Below are 15,061 nucleotides of genomic sequence, written 5' to 3'. Positions count from 1 at the left end.
GTGATATGCTGCGGGGATGACAAGGGCGCGAAAGATCATCGATGAATTGCGCGCATGGGGGCTGACGTTGCCCGGTGCGCATATCAAGGCACCGTGGCCCGACCATGCGGACCTGGCGGTCAACGACAAGACCTTTGCCTATCTGTCCACCGGCGATTCGTTCCAGATGTCAGTGAAGTTGCGCTATACCGGCGAGGTCGCGCTGGACCTGCCGTTTGCCGGGCCGACCGGGTACGGATTGGGCAAGAGCGGCTGGGTTACCTTTGCGCCAGATGACGCCGCGATTCCCGACACGAATCAGCTCCGCGAGTGGATCGAGGAAAGCTATCGGGCGCAGGCGCCTAAGAAGCTGGTCAAGGAACTCGACGCGCGGACCTGAACAAATCTAGCTGCGCCGCACCACTAGCAGCGTGATCGCGCCGACTGCTGCCAGTACGGCGCCCCGGATCGCCCATTGCCGGTCGGCGATCATGAAGCTCTCCGTCGGCCAGTTGACCCATCCCAGCCCCTGCGCGACCCACAGCAATCCCATCAGAATCGCTGCAGTGCCAACAAGGGTCAGGATGGTCCGCCGCATGATCGTGTCAGCGCTGGTCGAGTCCGATATAATCGCGCTGCACCGGACCGGTGTAGAGCTGACGCGGGCGACCGATCTTCTGGTCCGGGTCCGAGATCATTTCGTTCCATTGCGCGACCCAGCCGACGGTGCGGGCAAGCGCGAACAGGACGGTGAACATCGTCGTCGGGAAGCCGATCGCCGACAGGATCACGCCGGAGTAGAAATCGACGTTCGGGTAGAGTTTCTTGTCGATGAAATAGGGGTCGCTGAGCGCGATCCGTTCCAATTCGCGTGCGGTGTCGAGGACGGGGTCGCTGATGCCGAGCTTGTCGAGGACTTCGGTCGCCGCCTGGCTGAGCACCTTCGCGCGCGGGTCGAAATTCTTATATACGCGATGGCCGAAGCCCATCAGGCGGAACGGATCGTCCTTGTTCTTGGCGCGGGCGATGTACTCGGGGATGCGCTCGGGCCGGCCGATCTCGCGAAGCATGTTGAGCGCGGCTTCGTTGGCGCCGCCATGCGCCGGACCCCACAGACAGGCGATGCCGGCGGCGATGCACGCGAACGGATTGGCGCCCGACGAACCGGCAAGCCGCACGGTCGAGGTCGAGGCGTTCTGTTCATGGTCGGCATGGAGGATGAAGATCTTGTCCATCGCTGATTCGATCACCGGATCGACGACATAATCCTCGGCCGGCACGCCGAACGTCATGCGCAGGAAATTGCCGGTGTAGGACAGGTTGTTGTCGGGATAGAGGAACGGCTGACCAACCGAATATTTATACGCCATCGCCGCGATCGTCGGCATCTTGGCGATCAGCCGGTGGCTGGCGACCATGCGCTGATGCGGGTCAGAGATGTCGGTCGAGTCGTGGTAGAAGGCCGAAAGCGCGCCGACGACGCCGCACATGATCGCCATCGGGTGCGCATCGCGGCGGAAACCGCGGTAGAAGGTCGCCAACTGCTCGTGCAGCATGGTGTGGCGGCTGATCGTGTAGTTGAACTTCTCGAATTCCTGGCTGCTGGGCAGTTCGCCGTTCAGCAGCAGGTACGCGACCTCCATGAAGCTCGACTTCTCGGCGAGCTGGTCGATCGGATAGCCGCGATGCAGCAGGATGCCCTGATCGCCATCGATATAGGTCAGGCCGCTCTCGCACGATGCGGTCGAGGTGAAGCCGGGGTCGTAAGTGAACATGCCCGACTGCGCATAGAATTTGCGGATATCGACGACTTCCGGACCGACGCTACCCTGACGTACCGGATAGGTTTTATCGCCGATCGGGAGGGTGGAGTCGGTCATATTCGTCTTCCTTTTGCTTCAGCCCGCAGCGCCGGAACCGGCAGGGGCCGTCATCTGATCGCCGATCCGGCCCAGGCTTTCCTCACGCCCCAACAGGGCGAGGACGTCGTAGATGCCGGGGGACGTGCGGCGCCCGGTGAGCGCCGCGCGGAGCGGTTGTGCGACCACCCCCAATTTGACCCCGGCCGTCTCCGCCACCTGGCGTACCGCCGCTTCGAGCGTCTCCGTATTCCAGTCCGCGAGCGCGTCAAGTGCGACGTGAACGGAATGAAGGATAGCCTTCGCATCGCCCTCTAGCAGAGTTGCTGCGTCCGCGTCCATTTCCAGTGGGCGCGTGCGAAACAGAAAGGCTGCGCCCTCGGCAATCTCTCGCAAATTCGCGGCGCGTGGCTTGAGTGCGGGCATGCTGCGTTGCAGAAGTTCGCGCTGTTCGGGCGTGGGTGGGGAGGGCAGAAACGGGGCGGCGAGGTCCGCGAGTCGCGTATCGTCGGCGGCGCGGATGTAATGGCCGTTGATGTTGTCGAGCTTCTTCAGGTCGAAGCGCGACGCGCTTTTGCCGACACCCTCCAGCCCGAACCACTCGATTGCCTGTTCGCGGCTGATAAACTCGTCATCGCCATGCCCCCAGCCGAGGCGGAGAAGGTGGTTGAACAGCGCTTCGGGTAGCACGCCGAGTTCGTCGCGGTAGGAATCGACGCCAAGTGCGCCGTGGCGCTTCGACAGTTTCGATCCGTCCGCACCGTGGATCAGCGGGATGTGCGCGTAGATCGGCTCCGGCCACTGCATCGCACGAATGATCGTGAGCTGGCGAAAGGCGTTGTTGAGGTGGTCGTCCCCGCGAATGACGTGGGTGACGCCCATGTCGTGATCGTCCACGACGACTGCGAGCATATAGGTCGGCGTGCCGTCCGAACGGAGCAGGACCATATCGTCCAGCTCGGCATTCTGGACGGTAACCTCGCCCTGGACCTTGTCGATGATCGTCGTGGCGCCGTCGCGTTCGGCGCGGATGCGGACGACGTGCGGCTGGTCGAGCGGGCCGTCGGTGCGGTCGCGCCACGGGCTGCGGATGCGATAGGGGGTTTTCGCGGCCTGTGCCTCGGCGCGCTGGGCGGCGATCTCGTCCTGGCTCATCCAGCAGCGATAGGCGTGGCCGCTGGCGAGCATCGCGCGCGCGACCTCGGCATGGCGATCGGCGCGGGCGAACTGATAGACTTCGTCGCCATCCCAATCGAGGCCGAGCCAGCGCATGCCGTCGAGAATCGCGGCAATTGCCGGTTCGGTAGAGCGAGCGCGATCGGTATCCTCGATCCGCAGCAGGAACTGGCCGCCATGGTGACGGGCGAACAGCCAGTTGAACAAGGCGGTGCGCGCACCGCCAATGTGCAGAAACCCCGTCGGCGACGGGGCGAAGCGCGTGACGATGGACCCGGTTCCGGGTTCAGATGTTGCGCTCAACCGCGCTTACTCCCAAGCTGATGCGTGATGGCCAGTACCGCCGCGAGCGCCCGTAGCACGGGGTTCAGCCTGCTTCAAATCGCGGGGCGCTGGCGCGTCGGCGAGCGGCTTGAGCGCTGGCTGGAAGCAGAACGCGGGCAGCTGGTGCTGTGGGTACCGGTGATGCTCGGCGTGGGCATCGGCCTATGGTTCGCGCTGCCCGATGCCAGCCGCTGGGGTGCGGTGGTGCTGGGCGGGCTGGCGCTGGCGGTCGCCGGGATTGCGGTAAGCGATGGCAGACGCGCAGCGCGGGTGGTGACACTGGCGGCGGGTCTGGTGGCGATCGGCTGTGCTTTGGTGTGGTGGCGGGCGGAGCGGATTGCGGCACCGGTGCTGGAACGAGCGGCGATCGTGGAATTTCACGGCAAGGTCGAACGGGTCGAGCCGTTGCCCGCGCGCGAACTGATGCGCGTGCGGATTGCGCCCGATGCAGGGGCGGGATTGCCGCGATTGGTGCGGGTCAATCTGGCGATGAGGGATGTGCCCGAGGGTTTGACACGTGGGGCATTGGTGAAGTTGCGGGCGCGGCTGATGCCGCCCGCGCCACCCGCTGTGCCGGGCGCGTATGATTTCGAGCGGGTGGCGTGGTTCGATGGACTGGGGGCAACGGGGCGAGGGTTTGCGCCCGTCGAGATCGTGTCGCCGGGTCAGGCGAAAAGCGGGCTGCGCGAGCGGTTGACGGCGCATGTCCAGTCGCGGGTCGAAGGGAGTGCTGGCGGCATTGCGGCGTCACTGGTGACGGGGGATCGCGGGGCGATATCCGAGGAAGATGCGGAGGCATTGCGGCGGTCGGGGCTCGCGCATCTGCTTTCGGTCAGCGGGTTGCATGTGACGGCGGTGGTCGGGGCGACGATGTTGCTGGTGCTGCGGCTGCTGGCGCTCAGCCCGACGCTGGCGTTGCGCTGGCCGTTGCCGGTGATCGCGGCGGGCGTGGCGGGAGTAACGGCGGTTGGCTATACGCTGCTGACGGGGGCAGAGGTGCCGACGGTGCGGTCGTGCATCGCCGCATTGCTGGTGCTGGCGGCGATGATGCTGGGGCGCGAGGCGATCACGCTCAGGCTGGTTGCGTTCGGCGCGCTGGTGGTATTGCTGCTATGGCCCGAGGCGCTGATGGGGCCGAGTTTTCAGATGAGTTTCGCAGCGGTGACGGCGATCGTTGCCTTGTACGAGAGCCGCACGGTACGCGGTTGGTTTGAGCGGCGTGAGGAGAGGTTCGGGCGGCGGTTTGGGCGTGGGGTGGCGTCGCTGCTGCTGACCGGCTTGGTCGTCGAGATCGCGCTGACGCCGATCGCATTGTATCATTTCCACAAATCGGGGCTGTACGGGGCGCTGGCGAACATCGTGGCGATTCCGCTGACGACGTTTGTCGTGATGCCGTTCGAGGCGGCGGGACTGGCGTTCGATGCGGTGGGGCTGGGTGCGCCATTCTGGTGGGCGGCGGAGCAAGGGCTGAAGCTGTTGCTGTGGATCGCCCATACCGCCGCGAACGCGCCAGGGGCGCTGGCGATGCTGCCGGGGATGCCCGGGGGTGCCTATGCGCTGATGGTGGCGGGCGGGATCTGGTTTGCCTTGTGGAAGACCCGAGTGCGGCTGCTGGGGTTTGCGCCGATGCTGGTTGGAGCGGTGTGGGCGCTGACGACGCCGATGCCGGACTTGCTGGTGACGGGGGACGGGCGGCATCTGGCGCTGCGCACGGGGGGCGGCAATGTGGCGCTGCTGCGGGATCGGGCGGGTGACTATGTGCGTTCGATGATGAGCGAGAATGGCGGCGTGGACGCCGAACTGCCGCCCTTGTCGGAGCAGGACGGCGTGAAATGCAGCCCGGATCTGTGCGTGATCGAGGTCGAGCGCGACGGGCGGCGCTGGCGGATCGCGGCGACCCGCAGCGGATATCTGGTGCCGTGGCGCGAGATGATGGACGTGTGTCGCTCCGCCGATATCGTGGTGGCGGACCGGCGATTGCCACCGGGGTGCGTGCCGAAATGGCTGAAGCTGGACCGGCTGTTTTTGCAGGAAACCGGCGGGGTGGCGATCACGTTATCGGCGACGCCGGAGGTCCGGACGGTGCGGCGGGCGGGGGCGGCGCATCCGTGGCTGACGCCGGAGAGGGTGATGCCGCCGAAGCCGGTGACGAAGCGAGAGCGGTGAGACGCGGTTGCCGTTCTGCGCCGCGCAAATAAATCGTTGCTATATTTCCAATGGAGCGGAATCTTTGTGAAGTCGAAATGGGGCGATCGCGGCGTGATTCTTGGGGGTATGGAAATGCGCGGGATTTCGCATCTGCTTGCAGCGGCGTCGTTACTGGCCATGCCGGTGGTTTCATTGCCGGTGCTGGCGTCGCCACAGGTGACGACTGCCGATGATGACGACATCGGCTCGATCGGTGCCGATTTCGAGACCGCCGTCTATCGCTACGGCGACGGGGTCGCAGGGTTCAAGGTGAGGGATGCGCGGAATAGTCCGTTCACCGGGCTTCAACGCGGCGATATCGTCATCGCGGTGGAGGACCGCTATTTCACGCGATCCGACACGTTCCGCGATTTCGATACAGAGGTGTCGCAATATTATTCGGGCGCGCCGGTGAACATCGTCTATCTGGACGCGAGCGCGGGATATCGGCGGATGAACCAGACCGCGCGGCTTGCGGTTCGGCCCGTATGGCAACAGCGATGGGCGGCGGCACCGACGCGGACCGTTCCCGCTGCGCCGGTTCCGACTGTGGCGGCGCGGACCGTCGCCCGCCCGGCGGCGCCCGATTGGGGCCGGATCAACCAGTATCTCGATCAACTGGTGGCAGCGGATTCGCGCGGCTGGGCGATCAATGAATATGCACGCGGAAGCATTCGCAACGCGCGGGTCACGACGCTCAGCACCTCGATCTATCAGCTCAATGCCGATTTTTCCTATGTCGGCGGCGCGCGCGGGCATGTGCGGGTGCGGGTGGCCGACGGAAAATTCTCCTGCATCGAGTTTCAGGACACGCTGATCGGGTGCCGGGGGCTGCGCACACCGGGTCAGGGTGCGGCGATCGCGGCGCTGGTCGGGCTTGTCGTTGTCGCGGCGGTCGCGTCGTCGAGTTCGAGTTCGAGTTCAGGCGTGTCGGGTAGAGACGGCTATGCGCCCAGCGCCGGGGGCGGCGACGATGGCGGCGGCGGATCCGGCGGAAACGCGCGTGCCCGCGAGGAGCAGGACCGGCGCGACGCAAAGGCGCGGGAGGATGCCCAGCGCAAGACACCGCGCGTTGGCGGGGAGGACGGCATCTATGGCTGCGCGAACCCGCCCTGCTGGGATCGTCCACAGTAGAGACGACGCAGGCCGCGCTCCGCAGCTGAAGCATGATGACTTCAGCTTGAACTAACGACCGTCACCCCGGGCTTGACCCGGGGTCCCGCTAATGGCGACCGGTCGAAAAAGCGGGACCCCGGGTCAAGCTCGGGGTGACGAGAAAATCAGTGATGTCGTCACGTTATAGAATGATATGACTTCCGCACTTGTGGCGGCGGTCATTCCATTCCCGGAAAGCGCGAAAACTCGGGCAGATCGTGCGCGTTCTTCATCCAGCCGACACGTTCGGCGGTCTGGATATGGGCGACCGCGGCCACTGTGTCGGGGTCGTCGAGGGTCGCGGCCTGGATGTCGACAAGGCCCGGGAGATTCTGGTCGTTGCGGTAGATGAGGCCGGTGCCGCAGGTTTCGCAGAACCAGCGGCGGCCATGGTCGGACGAGGCATATTCGCGCGGGCTGCCCTGGGTGACGGTCAGCGCATCCTCGGGATACATCGCCCAGCCGACCATCGGCGCGCCCGATGCGCGGCGGCAATCGGAACAATGGCACAGCGCCTGACCGCCGTGGAGCGGTTCACCGGTAAGTTGGTAGCGGATCGCGCCGCAGTGACAGCCACCGGCGATGGTCATTTGGGTCTCCTAGACACTTCGCTGACGTGGGCCTGTGCTGACAGGCCCCACCCCAACCCCTCCCCTGAAGGGGAGGGGCTAAGAAGATCAATAGCGGCGCAGCAATCCGGCGAGCTTGCCCTGCACACGCACCTGATCGGGGCGATAGCGCTGGGGGTCGTAGGCGCGGTTGGCGGGGTCGAGCCTCACCATGCTGCCTTCGTTGCGGAAATATTTGAGCGTCGCTTCGCTATCCTCGATCAGCGCCACGACGATCTCACCGTCGCGGGCTGTTTCCTGACGGCGGATGAGGGCATAATCGCCGTCGAAAATCCCGGCCTCGACCATCGAGTCACCGGCGACTTCGAGCGCATAATGTTCGCCCGATCCGAGCAACGCGGCGGGGACCGGGAGCATGGTCGATCCCTCCATCGCCTCGATCGGCACACCGGCGGCGATGCGGCCGTGGAGCGGGATTTCGATCACGTCGTTGGCGGGCCGCGCAGCCGGACGGGTCAGCGCCACGACATTGTCCTTTGCCACCAATGTCGGTGCCGCCTTCTTCGCATCGGCACGCTCGGGCATCTTCAGCACTTCGAGCGCGCGGGCGCGGTTGGGCAAGCGGCGGAGGAAGCCGCGTTCCTCCAATGCCGAGATCAGGCGGTGGACGCCGGACTTCGACTTGAGGTCGAGCGCCTCCTTCATCTCCTCGAACGAGGGGGACACGCCGCTGTCGTTCAGACGATCGGCGATGAAGCAGATCAGCTCATGCTGCTTGCGGGTAAGCATCGGACGTTCCCTTGTTCCAGAACAGACGCGGAACGTTTACGCCTTGTTCTTCGCTTGTGTCAAGCGAGATGCAGGATTTCCACCGAGTCGCCTGAAACCGCCGCCGGGGCGTGGGGCGCGCGGACGATCAGGCAGTCGGCGCGGGCCAAGGTACGGAGCATCGAGCTTTCCTGGATCGCCGCCGCGACGACGCAACCGTCGCGGTGGGCGGCGCGCAGATAATCGGCGCGCGGGCCGTTGGCCGGAAGCGGCTCACCGAGAATCGCGCGGGTGGTTCGGGGCAGCGGGTCCGCTGCACCCGAGAGGTGTGCGACCAGCGGGCGTACGAACACAAATGCGGTGACAAACGCCGAAACGGGGTTGCCGGGCAGGCCCAGGACCACGGTATCGCGCATGCGTCCGGCCATCATCGGCTTGCCGGGGCGCAGCGCGATGCGCCAGAAGTCGATTTGGGTCCGGGCGGCTTCGAGTGCGGGACGGACCAGATCATGATCGCCGACCGATGCGCCACCGGTGGTGACCAGGATGTCGGCGGTGACGGCGGCAAAGGCGGAGGCAAGCGCTTCGTGGCGGTCGGGCAGGATGCCGAGGTCGATAATCTCGACCGGCAGGTCGGCAAGCAGCGCGGCAAGCATGACGCCGTTGCTCTCATGGAGTTGGCCGGGGGCGAGCGGCTCGCCATGCGGGCGGAGTTCGTCGCCGGTGGCGGCAATGGCGATGCGGACGCGGCGGCGGACGGGTAGTCTTGCGTGTCCGGCAATGGCGGCGAGTGCGATGCGCGCGGGGGTGAGGCGATCGCCGGGTTCGATCAGGGTTTCGGTTTGCGTGAAGTCGAGACCCGCCGGGCGGACGTTGCGACCGGCATGGTCCGGACCTTCGCCGTTCAGGATCAGCAGATTGGCATCGCGCAGCGCTTCTTCCTGCACCAGCACCGTGTCGGCATCGGGCGGGAGCGCGGCTCCGGTGAAGATACGGACTGCCTGATGCGCGGCGATGGACGCGGCGAAGGGACGACCGGCGGCGCTCTCGCCGATCACCTGCCACGGGCCGGGCATATCGGCGAAGCGGATCGCATAGCCGTCCATCGCGGAGAGCGGCAGTTCGGGTTGGGTGCGCAGCGCGGTGACGGGCGTGGCGGCCCAGCGGCTGGCGGCATTGCGCAGGGCGACACGTTCGGTCGCCACGGGTCGGGCGAGCGCAAGGAGGCGGCGCTGGGCTTCGGCGACGGAGAGGAGGGGGGGCATCGTATCAGGGGCCGATCGGACGGAACATGTTGAACCAACTTGTCACGCCAAAAATCCACCCGATTGCCAGCACCTGAAACCAGATCGAGCGAATCCGGGTTGCGAGCAACGCCAGGATGACGCTGCCCAGCACCAATGCCTGCCCCGGCAATCGGTCCCAGCGAGCCGCCCCCACGATATAATAGGCGCTTGTGCCGCTCGACATTATGAGGCTGGCGGCGGTCAAACCCCAGCGATGGCGCAGCGACGCGAGGTAGAAGGCGCGCATGTCGATCACGCCTTCCTCCGGCAGATCGTCGGGCAACGCAGCGGCGACCATCAGGAAACTGATCGCGAGGAACACAAATTTCGGCAGAAAGTCCGCGGTGGTCAGCGTCCGACCCGCACCGGGATAGCCGAATTGCCACCACCAGAAAACGATCATCGAATAGAGCATCAGCACCGCGTAGAAGAGCGTCAGCCAATCCCATTTCACGCGCGATCCTGCGCGCAGCAGCTTGTGAAAGCTGGTCAGCAGATCGGCTACGCCAAGCCCGATGATGACGCCGATGAAAGCAAGGATAAACTCATTCAATGACATGGCGGCCCCCGGGTATGCGGGTGCATCATGCCGAAGCGAAAGGGCCGACGCTACTGGTTCTGGCGTCTCACCGCCCCCGCGTCGTCTCCGCCAGCAGGGCCATTTCGTGCGGGCGCAGCGGCACGCGGAATTCGGCGACGTGCCGGGCGCCATGGCATTCGAGCACGCGGATCGGCCAGCCGCCGATTTCCGGGAGCGAGAGCCACAGCGACGACAGCGGCGTGAATTCGGTCGCGCTCTCGAACTCGACCAGACCGCTGCTGAGCGTGTTGAGCTGGGCATTCCACCAGCTGACGCCCGAACGGACATGGGTGGCGATGTCGAGGCGCAACGCATTCTTGACCGCGCCGAGCGTCGAGGGGGTGGATTCGGCGGCGGGCGTCGGGCGGCCGGTGGCGATCTTGCGCAGCCATGGCATGAGCAACTGCCAGCCCATTTCCTCGCCAAAGGCGATGCCGGCCTGACCGCGTTCGATCCAGCGGACTTCGCCCTGGATCGGGCGCAGCCCGTCGAGCGTGATCTCGACCAGCTCGCCGGGGGTGAGCGCGGCGCGGGTTTCGACCCCGATGCCGGCAGGGGAAAGGTTGCGGGTCCAGGCGAAGTCGACTTGGCCCGAATGGCGGACGCACAGCCGCTGACGCAATTCGATACGCGGCATCTGGCGCTGATCGGCGGTCTGCGCGGCGAGACAACGGGCGAGTGCGCCGACGACATCGACCGGCGTGTCGAAGCGAAATGCAAGCGCGGCGGGATCGTGACCGGTGATTGCGCCCTCTGCGCTGAGGCCGAAGGGGAGCTCGATCGTCGCTCGCGCATTGTGGTCGACGGGGCCGGTGACGGTGAGCGTCGCGGTGGTGGAGGTGATGCGATGGACGAAGCAATCCTGGTCGCCATCGGCCAACCGAAGCAGCGCGGGCGCGGCTTCGTCAGCCGCGCCCGGGGGGGAGGGGGAGTCGAGATCGGTTGAAAGCGAAAAGATCGCCGAACGTGCCGGATTGGTCATTTTGCCCCCAGATGTTGGGGAACAATGGGGTTGCAGGTGTCAACAATCGTTAAGCTTTTGCGGTGGAGGCAGGATTAACCACCCTTGTCGAAGCGACGGCGCACTTCGCTGACGGGGTTCGTGGAATCCTCGCGCGCTGTCGACACCACGATGCGCAGGCTGAGGCGATCCGGCGCATCGTCGGGCTTCGCCACGCCCAGATAGGCGGATTGCGCGGTCTTGACGCCACACCGTGCATCACCGCCTGCGCGCGAGCCCGCCTCGAGTGCGAGAAGGAGGCGTTCGGCCATCCGCAAACCACGTCGTTCGGCGGCGCGCCAGGCGGCGAGGGTCGCGGTCAGGACGGCCCGGCTGACGAGCATGTTGCCCTGAACGGCGACACCGCGGGCGGTCAGGTGGCCGCGCACCTCGGCGGTCTCGCCACCGGTAAAGGCGGCGGCGGAGGGCCGGCCGTTCGCCGCAAGGGTTACGACGCCATATTGCTGTTCCGGCGCGCTGGTGTCGTAGCGACGGTCGCTGATCGCGGCGACGACCGTGGCGGCGTCCTTGCCGTCGGCGATCATCGCGGCGCCATCCGCCTTGGCCTGCATGTTGCTCGCGGCCTGGGCGACGATCGCGCCGCGAGCGGGCACGAGGCGAACGACCCCCGCCACGAACGGCGTGCACGAGGCACCTGCACTGCCCACCTCGCCGGTCTTTGGATCGACGGCGACGATGGTCCAGGTGGCGGCGGCGGGCGTTGCATGGAACAGGGCAAGCGCGAGGCCGGTGAGGGGTGTCGCGCGGTGCATCGTTCAGGCGGTCCAGGCGCCGGACTTGCCGCCGGTCTTTTCCAGCAGGCGGATGCCGGTGATCGTCATGGCTTTGTCGAGCGCTTTCGCCATGTCGTAGACTGTGAGCAGCGCAACCGAGACGGCGGTGAGCGCCTCCATCTCAACGCCGGTGCGCCCGGTCAGCGCGACGGTGGCGGTGGCGGTGACGCCGGTTGTGTCGGGAGTCAGGTCGAGCGTGATTTTGGTCAGCGCGAGCGGGTGGCACAGCGGGATGAGGTCGGCGGTCTTCTTCGCCGCCATGATGCCGGCGACGCGCGCGACGGCGAGAACGTCGCCTTTCTTGACCAGCCCGTCGCGGATCGCGCTGGCGGCTTCCGGCGACATGGCGATGCGGCCGGTGGCGATGGCCTGACGCTGCGTCTCCGCCTTGGCGCCGACATCGACCATGCGCGCGGCCCCGGTTTCGTCGAGATGGGTGAGGTCGGTCACCCGATCATCGCCCACGTTGCGGCCTCGACATCCTGCTGCCGCATCAGCGCCTCGCCGATCAGGAAACAACGGACGCCGTGTTTGGCCATCGCGTCGAGATCGGCGCGGGTGGTGAGGCCGGATTCGGCGACGAAGGTGCAACCGGCGGGCGCGCTGCCGACCAGTTCATAGGTGCGGTCGAACGAGACGCTGAAGTCCTTGAGGTTGCGGTTGTTGACTCCGATCAGGCGGGATTTGAGCGCGAGGGCGCGGTCGAGCTCGTCTGCGTCATGGACCTCGACGAGTACGTCCATGCCGAGGCCGATGGCGGCGTCCTCGATCTCCGCCATCTGGGTGTCGTCGAGCGCGGCGACGATGATGAGGATCGCGTCGGCCCCAATGCTGCGCGCCTCGATCACCTGCCATGGATCGACCATGAAATCCTTGCGCAGGACGGGCAGGTTGCAGGTGGCGCGGGCAGCGATGAGATAATCCTCATGCCCCTGAAAGAACTCGGCATCGGTGAGGACGGAGAGGCAGGCGGCACCACCCGCCGCGTAGGCGCGGGCATGTGCGGCGGGGTCGAAATCGGCGCGGATCAGGCCCTTGGACGGGCTGGCCTTCTTGATCTCCGCGATCAGGCCGTAGCCGGTCGCGGCTTTGGCATCGAGCGCGGCGCGGAAACCACGCGGCGGTGTTTGCGCGAACGCGCGTTCGGACAGCGCGGAGAGCGGGGTTGCGGCCTTGCGGGCCGCCACCTCGTCGCGCTTTACGCCGAGGATCTTGTCGAGCGTGTTCATGCCGCCGCGATCCAGCAGTCGAGCAGGGCGTTGGCAAGCCCCTTGTCGATCGTCTCGGCGGCCTCCTCCGCGCCCTCACGCAGGTCGATCGCCTCGCCAGCGACGACGAGGGCGGCGGCGGCGTTGAGCAGGACGGCGTCACGATAGGCGCCGCGTTCGCCCATGAGCAGGCGGCGCAGCGCGGCGGCGTTCTCCTGTGCATCGCCGCCGCGAAGCGCGGTGAGCGGGTGGCGTTGCAGCCCCGCGTCGTCCGGCGTGATGCGGGGCGGCAGGCTGACATCGCCGATGCTGACGATGAGGCTGGCCCCCTCGGGCGAGAGTTCGTCGAGTCCCTCTTCGCCCGCGACCACCGCCGCGCCGGTCACGCCAAGCTGCTCCAACGCCTCGGCATAGATGGGGGCGTAGTCGGGCCGGGCGATACCGATCAGCTGGCGGCTGACGCGCGCCGGATTGGCGAGCGGACCCATCAGGTTGAAAATCGTGCGCCGTCCGATGCGTTTGCGGATCGGCGCGATGCGGCCCAGCGCCGGGTGATATTTCGCCGCGAAGAGGAAGGCGATGCCAAGGTCGTCCAGGTGGGCCTCGGCGTTGGCGGTCGCGCGGTCGAGGTCGAGGCCGAGCGCTTCGAGCGTGTCCGCCGCGCCCGATTTGGAAGATGCCGCGCGGTTGCCGTGCTTGGCGACCGGCACGCCACTGGCTGCGACGACGATGGCGACGGCGGTGGAAACGTTGAGCGTGTGGTGGCCGTCACCGCCAGTGCCGCACACGTCGATGGCATTGGCGGGGGCATTTACGGGGATCAGCCGCGCGCGCATCGCTCGTGCCGCTTCGGCGATTTCGATGCTGGTTTCGCCGCGATCGGACAGGGCGATGAGAAATGCCTCGATCTCCGCCTCCGGCGCGGTGCCGTCGAGAATGTCGGCGAACGCCTGTGCCGCGGCTTCGCGGGCGAGCGGCGTGGCGGGGTCGGGCAGGCGGCTGAAGCGGGTCACCGCGCCTCTATTCCGGCGCGGCGGCGGCGAGTCGAGCAAATCCTGCTGTGGTCGCTCCCAAGCAGACCTGTGTTACAAATGACGGTTCCGCATATCCCTGATCCACCCGGCGCTCGCGCGTGGCTGTTCGATGACGACCGGTTTCATGGCCAGGTCCGGCTGACTGGCTGAGGGCAGGATCGTTTTCGAGCGAGCGGCATCTGGGTCGATCGCTTCGACGAAGCGCAGCCCGGCGACGTCATCCTTGACCCACACCACGGTCGCGCCGACCGCCTGGAGCGTGCCGACCGAGACCAGGACGGTCGAGCCGGATTTCAGCATCCCCGCGCGGTCGATGCGTGCGCCGGTCATCGACAAATCCTTGATGCGATGCCTGGTCGGGGTGCCGCCGCCAAATCCGCAAATCTCCGCACCCAGCAACACCTGCTGACGCGGTGTGCGGTGGGGAAGATCGTCGCGGATAACCGATGCGCCCATAAAATCCTCTGTGAAGCCGGCTCGGCAGTATCGACCCTGCATATCGAGGAAAGTGCTAAAGCAGAGGGGTTAATGGCCTCTATCGTCCGTGGTGTCAGGCGAGCGTTTTTGCTCCGATTCCGGCGAGATTCAGGAAGTTCGCCAGCATCGCGTGGCCATGTTCGGTGGCGATGCTTTCGGGATGGAACTGGACGCTATGGATCGGCAGCGTGACGTGGCGGAAGGCCATGACGCTGCCATCGTCGGCAGTGGCGTTGACCACGAGTTCGTCAGGAATGTCGGTGACGATCAGCGAGTGATAGCGGGTGGCGGTGAACGGGCTGGGCAGGTCCGTGAACAGGCCAGTGCCGTCATGGCTGATCGGGCTGGTCTTGCCGTGCATCAGGCCGCCGCGAACGACCTGGCCCCCGAAATGCTGGCCGATCGACTGGTGGCCGAGGCACACGCCGAGCAGCGGCTTGCCGACATCGGCACAGGCAGCGACGAGGTCGAGGCTGATCCCCGCCTCGTTCGGGGTGCACGGGCCGGGCGATAGCAGGAACGCCTGTGCATTGCTTTCGATCGCTTCACGCGCGGTGAGGGCGTCGTTGCGCACGACCTTCACCTCCGCGCCCAGGTCCATCAGATAATGGACGAGGTTCCAGGTGAAGCTGTCGTAATTGTCGATGACGAGGATCATGGATGGG

Annotated in this window: 17 protein-coding genes; 3 read left to right on the top strand and 14 right to left on the bottom strand. The window is 66.2% G+C overall.

Annotation, left to right across the window (positions count from 1 at the left end):
* Nucleotides 1-16: 16 nt before the first annotated feature.
* Nucleotides 17-379, top strand: coding sequence for an MmcQ/YjbR family DNA-binding protein (locus U1702_RS08760; protein ID WP_332723629.1), 363 nt, complete (start codon nt 17-19; stop codon nt 377-379).
* 6 nt (nt 380-385) lie between these two features.
* On the opposite strand, the gene U1702_RS08755 is transcribed toward U1702_RS08760, so the two are convergent.
* From U1702_RS08755 to gltX, 3 genes are read right to left on the bottom strand one after another with little or no spacing between them, the layout of a single operon-like run.
* Nucleotides 386-577 (bottom strand): hypothetical protein, encoded by a 192-nt coding sequence (locus U1702_RS08755; RefSeq protein WP_332723628.1) that lies wholly within the window; start codon nt 575-577, stop codon nt 386-388.
* Between the two features lie 7 nt (nt 578-584).
* A complete protein-coding gene (gene gltA, locus U1702_RS08750) occupies nt 585-1,859 on the bottom strand; it encodes a citrate synthase (RefSeq protein ID WP_332723627.1) in 1,275 nt (424 codons plus the stop codon).
* Between the two features lie 18 nt (nt 1,860-1,877).
* Entirely contained in the window at nt 1,878-3,317 is a 1,440-nt protein-coding gene (gltX, locus tag U1702_RS08745; RefSeq protein WP_332723626.1) for a glutamate--tRNA ligase, read from the bottom strand.
* A 27-nt stretch (nt 3,318-3,344) separates the two neighbouring features.
* Here gltX and U1702_RS08740 point away from each other — a divergent pair, with 27 nt between their 5' ends.
* Nucleotides 3,345-5,504: a ComEC/Rec2 family competence protein gene (locus U1702_RS08740; protein ID WP_332723625.1), complete on the top strand. Its 2,160-nt coding sequence runs from the start codon at nt 3,345-3,347 to the stop codon at nt 5,502-5,504.
* Between the two features lie 114 nt (nt 5,505-5,618).
* Nucleotides 5,619-6,659 (top strand): hypothetical protein, encoded by a 1,041-nt coding sequence (locus tag U1702_RS08735; protein WP_332723624.1) that lies wholly within the window; start codon nt 5,619-5,621, stop codon nt 6,657-6,659.
* A 200-nt stretch (nt 6,660-6,859) separates the two neighbouring features.
* Here the strand turns inward: U1702_RS08735 and U1702_RS08730 are convergent, their stop codons facing one another.
* The 11 genes from U1702_RS08730 to U1702_RS08680 all read right to left on the bottom strand — a co-directional run bounded on the left by U1702_RS08730 (nt 6,860) and on the right by U1702_RS08680 (nt 15,054).
* Nucleotides 6,860-7,270 carry a GFA family protein gene (locus tag U1702_RS08730; protein WP_332723623.1) on the bottom strand — a complete coding sequence of 137 codons (411 nt, stop codon included), beginning with the start codon at nt 7,268-7,270 and terminating at the stop codon, nt 6,860-6,862.
* An 87-nt stretch (nt 7,271-7,357) separates the two neighbouring features.
* Nucleotides 7,358-8,038: a transcriptional repressor LexA gene (gene lexA, locus U1702_RS08725; protein WP_332723622.1), complete on the bottom strand. Its 681-nt coding sequence runs from the start codon at nt 8,036-8,038 to the stop codon at nt 7,358-7,360.
* A 59-nt stretch (nt 8,039-8,097) separates the two neighbouring features.
* The gene (locus U1702_RS08720) at nt 8,098-9,282 is read right to left on the bottom strand and encodes a molybdopterin molybdotransferase MoeA (RefSeq protein WP_332723621.1); all 1,185 of its coding nucleotides are present in this window, start codon (nt 9,280-9,282) and stop codon (nt 8,098-8,100) included.
* Between the two features lie 4 nt (nt 9,283-9,286).
* Nucleotides 9,287-9,862 carry a hypothetical protein gene (locus U1702_RS08715; RefSeq protein ID WP_332723620.1) on the bottom strand — a complete coding sequence of 192 codons (576 nt, stop codon included), beginning with the start codon at nt 9,860-9,862 and terminating at the stop codon, nt 9,287-9,289.
* A gap of 67 nt (nt 9,863-9,929) precedes the next feature.
* Nucleotides 9,930-10,865 (bottom strand): PilZ domain-containing protein, encoded by a 936-nt coding sequence (locus tag U1702_RS08710; RefSeq protein WP_332723619.1) that lies wholly within the window; start codon nt 10,863-10,865, stop codon nt 9,930-9,932.
* Between the two features lie 74 nt (nt 10,866-10,939).
* Nucleotides 10,940-11,656 (bottom strand): DUF1028 domain-containing protein, encoded by a 717-nt coding sequence (locus U1702_RS08705; protein WP_332723618.1) that lies wholly within the window; start codon nt 11,654-11,656, stop codon nt 10,940-10,942.
* A 3-nt stretch (nt 11,657-11,659) separates the two neighbouring features.
* Nucleotides 11,660-12,127 (bottom strand): cyclic pyranopterin monophosphate synthase MoaC, encoded by a 468-nt coding sequence (gene moaC / locus U1702_RS08700; protein WP_332723617.1) that lies wholly within the window; start codon nt 12,125-12,127, stop codon nt 11,660-11,662.
* Nucleotides 12,124-12,906: an indole-3-glycerol phosphate synthase TrpC gene (gene trpC / locus U1702_RS08695; protein ID WP_332723616.1), complete on the bottom strand. Its 783-nt coding sequence runs from the start codon at nt 12,904-12,906 to the stop codon at nt 12,124-12,126. Before trpC ends, moaC begins: the two co-directional genes overlap by 4 nt.
* Nucleotides 12,903-13,898, bottom strand: coding sequence for an anthranilate phosphoribosyltransferase (gene trpD, locus U1702_RS08690; protein ID WP_332723615.1), 996 nt, complete (start codon nt 13,896-13,898; stop codon nt 12,903-12,905). Before trpD ends, trpC begins: the two co-directional genes overlap by 4 nt.
* A gap of 72 nt (nt 13,899-13,970) precedes the next feature.
* Nucleotides 13,971-14,375, bottom strand: coding sequence for a PilZ domain-containing protein (locus U1702_RS08685; protein WP_332723614.1), 405 nt, complete (start codon nt 14,373-14,375; stop codon nt 13,971-13,973).
* Nucleotides 14,376-14,469: 94 nt separating this feature from the next.
* On the bottom strand, nt 14,470-15,054 hold the full coding sequence (locus tag U1702_RS08680; RefSeq protein WP_332723613.1) for an anthranilate synthase component II: 585 nt from the start codon (nt 15,052-15,054) through the stop codon (nt 14,470-14,472).
* Nucleotides 15,055-15,061 lie beyond the last annotated feature (7 nt).

Source organism: Sphingomonas sp. LT1P40, from assembly GCF_036663835.1.
In the GTDB taxonomy this organism is placed as follows: domain Bacteria; phylum Pseudomonadota; class Alphaproteobacteria; order Sphingomonadales; family Sphingomonadaceae; genus Sphingomonas.
Note: the sequence above shows the minus strand (reverse complement) of the source record. Positions and strands in the feature narration are given on the sequence as shown.

What these genes read in the sequence shown, in the direction of transcription:
- U1702_RS08760 (WP_332723629.1), top strand. Translation starts at nt 17, where the DNA reads ATGACAAGGGCGCGAAAGATCATCGATGAATTGCGCGCATGGGGGCTG.
- U1702_RS08755 (WP_332723628.1), bottom strand. Translation starts at nt 577, where the DNA reads ATGCGGCGGACCATCCTGACCCTTGTTGGCACTGCAGCGATTCTGATG.
- gltA (WP_332723627.1), bottom strand. Translation starts at nt 1,859, where the DNA reads ATGACCGACTCCACCCTCCCGATCGGCGATAAAACCTATCCGGTACGT.
- U1702_RS08740 (WP_332723625.1), top strand. Translation starts at nt 3,345, where the DNA reads ATGGCCAGTACCGCCGCGAGCGCCCGTAGCACGGGGTTCAGCCTGCTT.
- U1702_RS08735 (WP_332723624.1), top strand. Translation starts at nt 5,619, where the DNA reads ATGCGCGGGATTTCGCATCTGCTTGCAGCGGCGTCGTTACTGGCCATG.
- U1702_RS08730 (WP_332723623.1), bottom strand. Translation starts at nt 7,270, where the DNA reads ATGACCATCGCCGGTGGCTGTCACTGCGGCGCGATCCGCTACCAACTT.
- lexA (WP_332723622.1), bottom strand. Translation starts at nt 8,038, where the DNA reads ATGCTTACCCGCAAGCAGCATGAGCTGATCTGCTTCATCGCCGATCGT.
- U1702_RS08720 (WP_332723621.1), bottom strand. Translation starts at nt 9,282, where the DNA reads ATGCCCCCCCTCCTCTCCGTCGCCGAAGCCCAGCGCCGCCTCCTTGCG.
- U1702_RS08715 (WP_332723620.1), bottom strand. Translation starts at nt 9,862, where the DNA reads ATGTCATTGAATGAGTTTATCCTTGCTTTCATCGGCGTCATCATCGGG.
- U1702_RS08710 (WP_332723619.1), bottom strand. Translation starts at nt 10,865, where the DNA reads ATGACCAATCCGGCACGTTCGGCGATCTTTTCGCTTTCAACCGATCTC.
- U1702_RS08705 (WP_332723618.1), bottom strand. Translation starts at nt 11,656, where the DNA reads ATGCACCGCGCGACACCCCTCACCGGCCTCGCGCTTGCCCTGTTCCAT.
- trpC (WP_332723616.1), bottom strand. Translation starts at nt 12,906, where the DNA reads ATGAACACGCTCGACAAGATCCTCGGCGTAAAGCGCGACGAGGTGGCG.
- U1702_RS08685 (WP_332723614.1), bottom strand. Translation starts at nt 14,375, where the DNA reads ATGGGCGCATCGGTTATCCGCGACGATCTTCCCCACCGCACACCGCGT.
- U1702_RS08680 (WP_332723613.1), bottom strand. Translation starts at nt 15,054, where the DNA reads ATGATCCTCGTCATCGACAATTACGACAGCTTCACCTGGAACCTCGTC.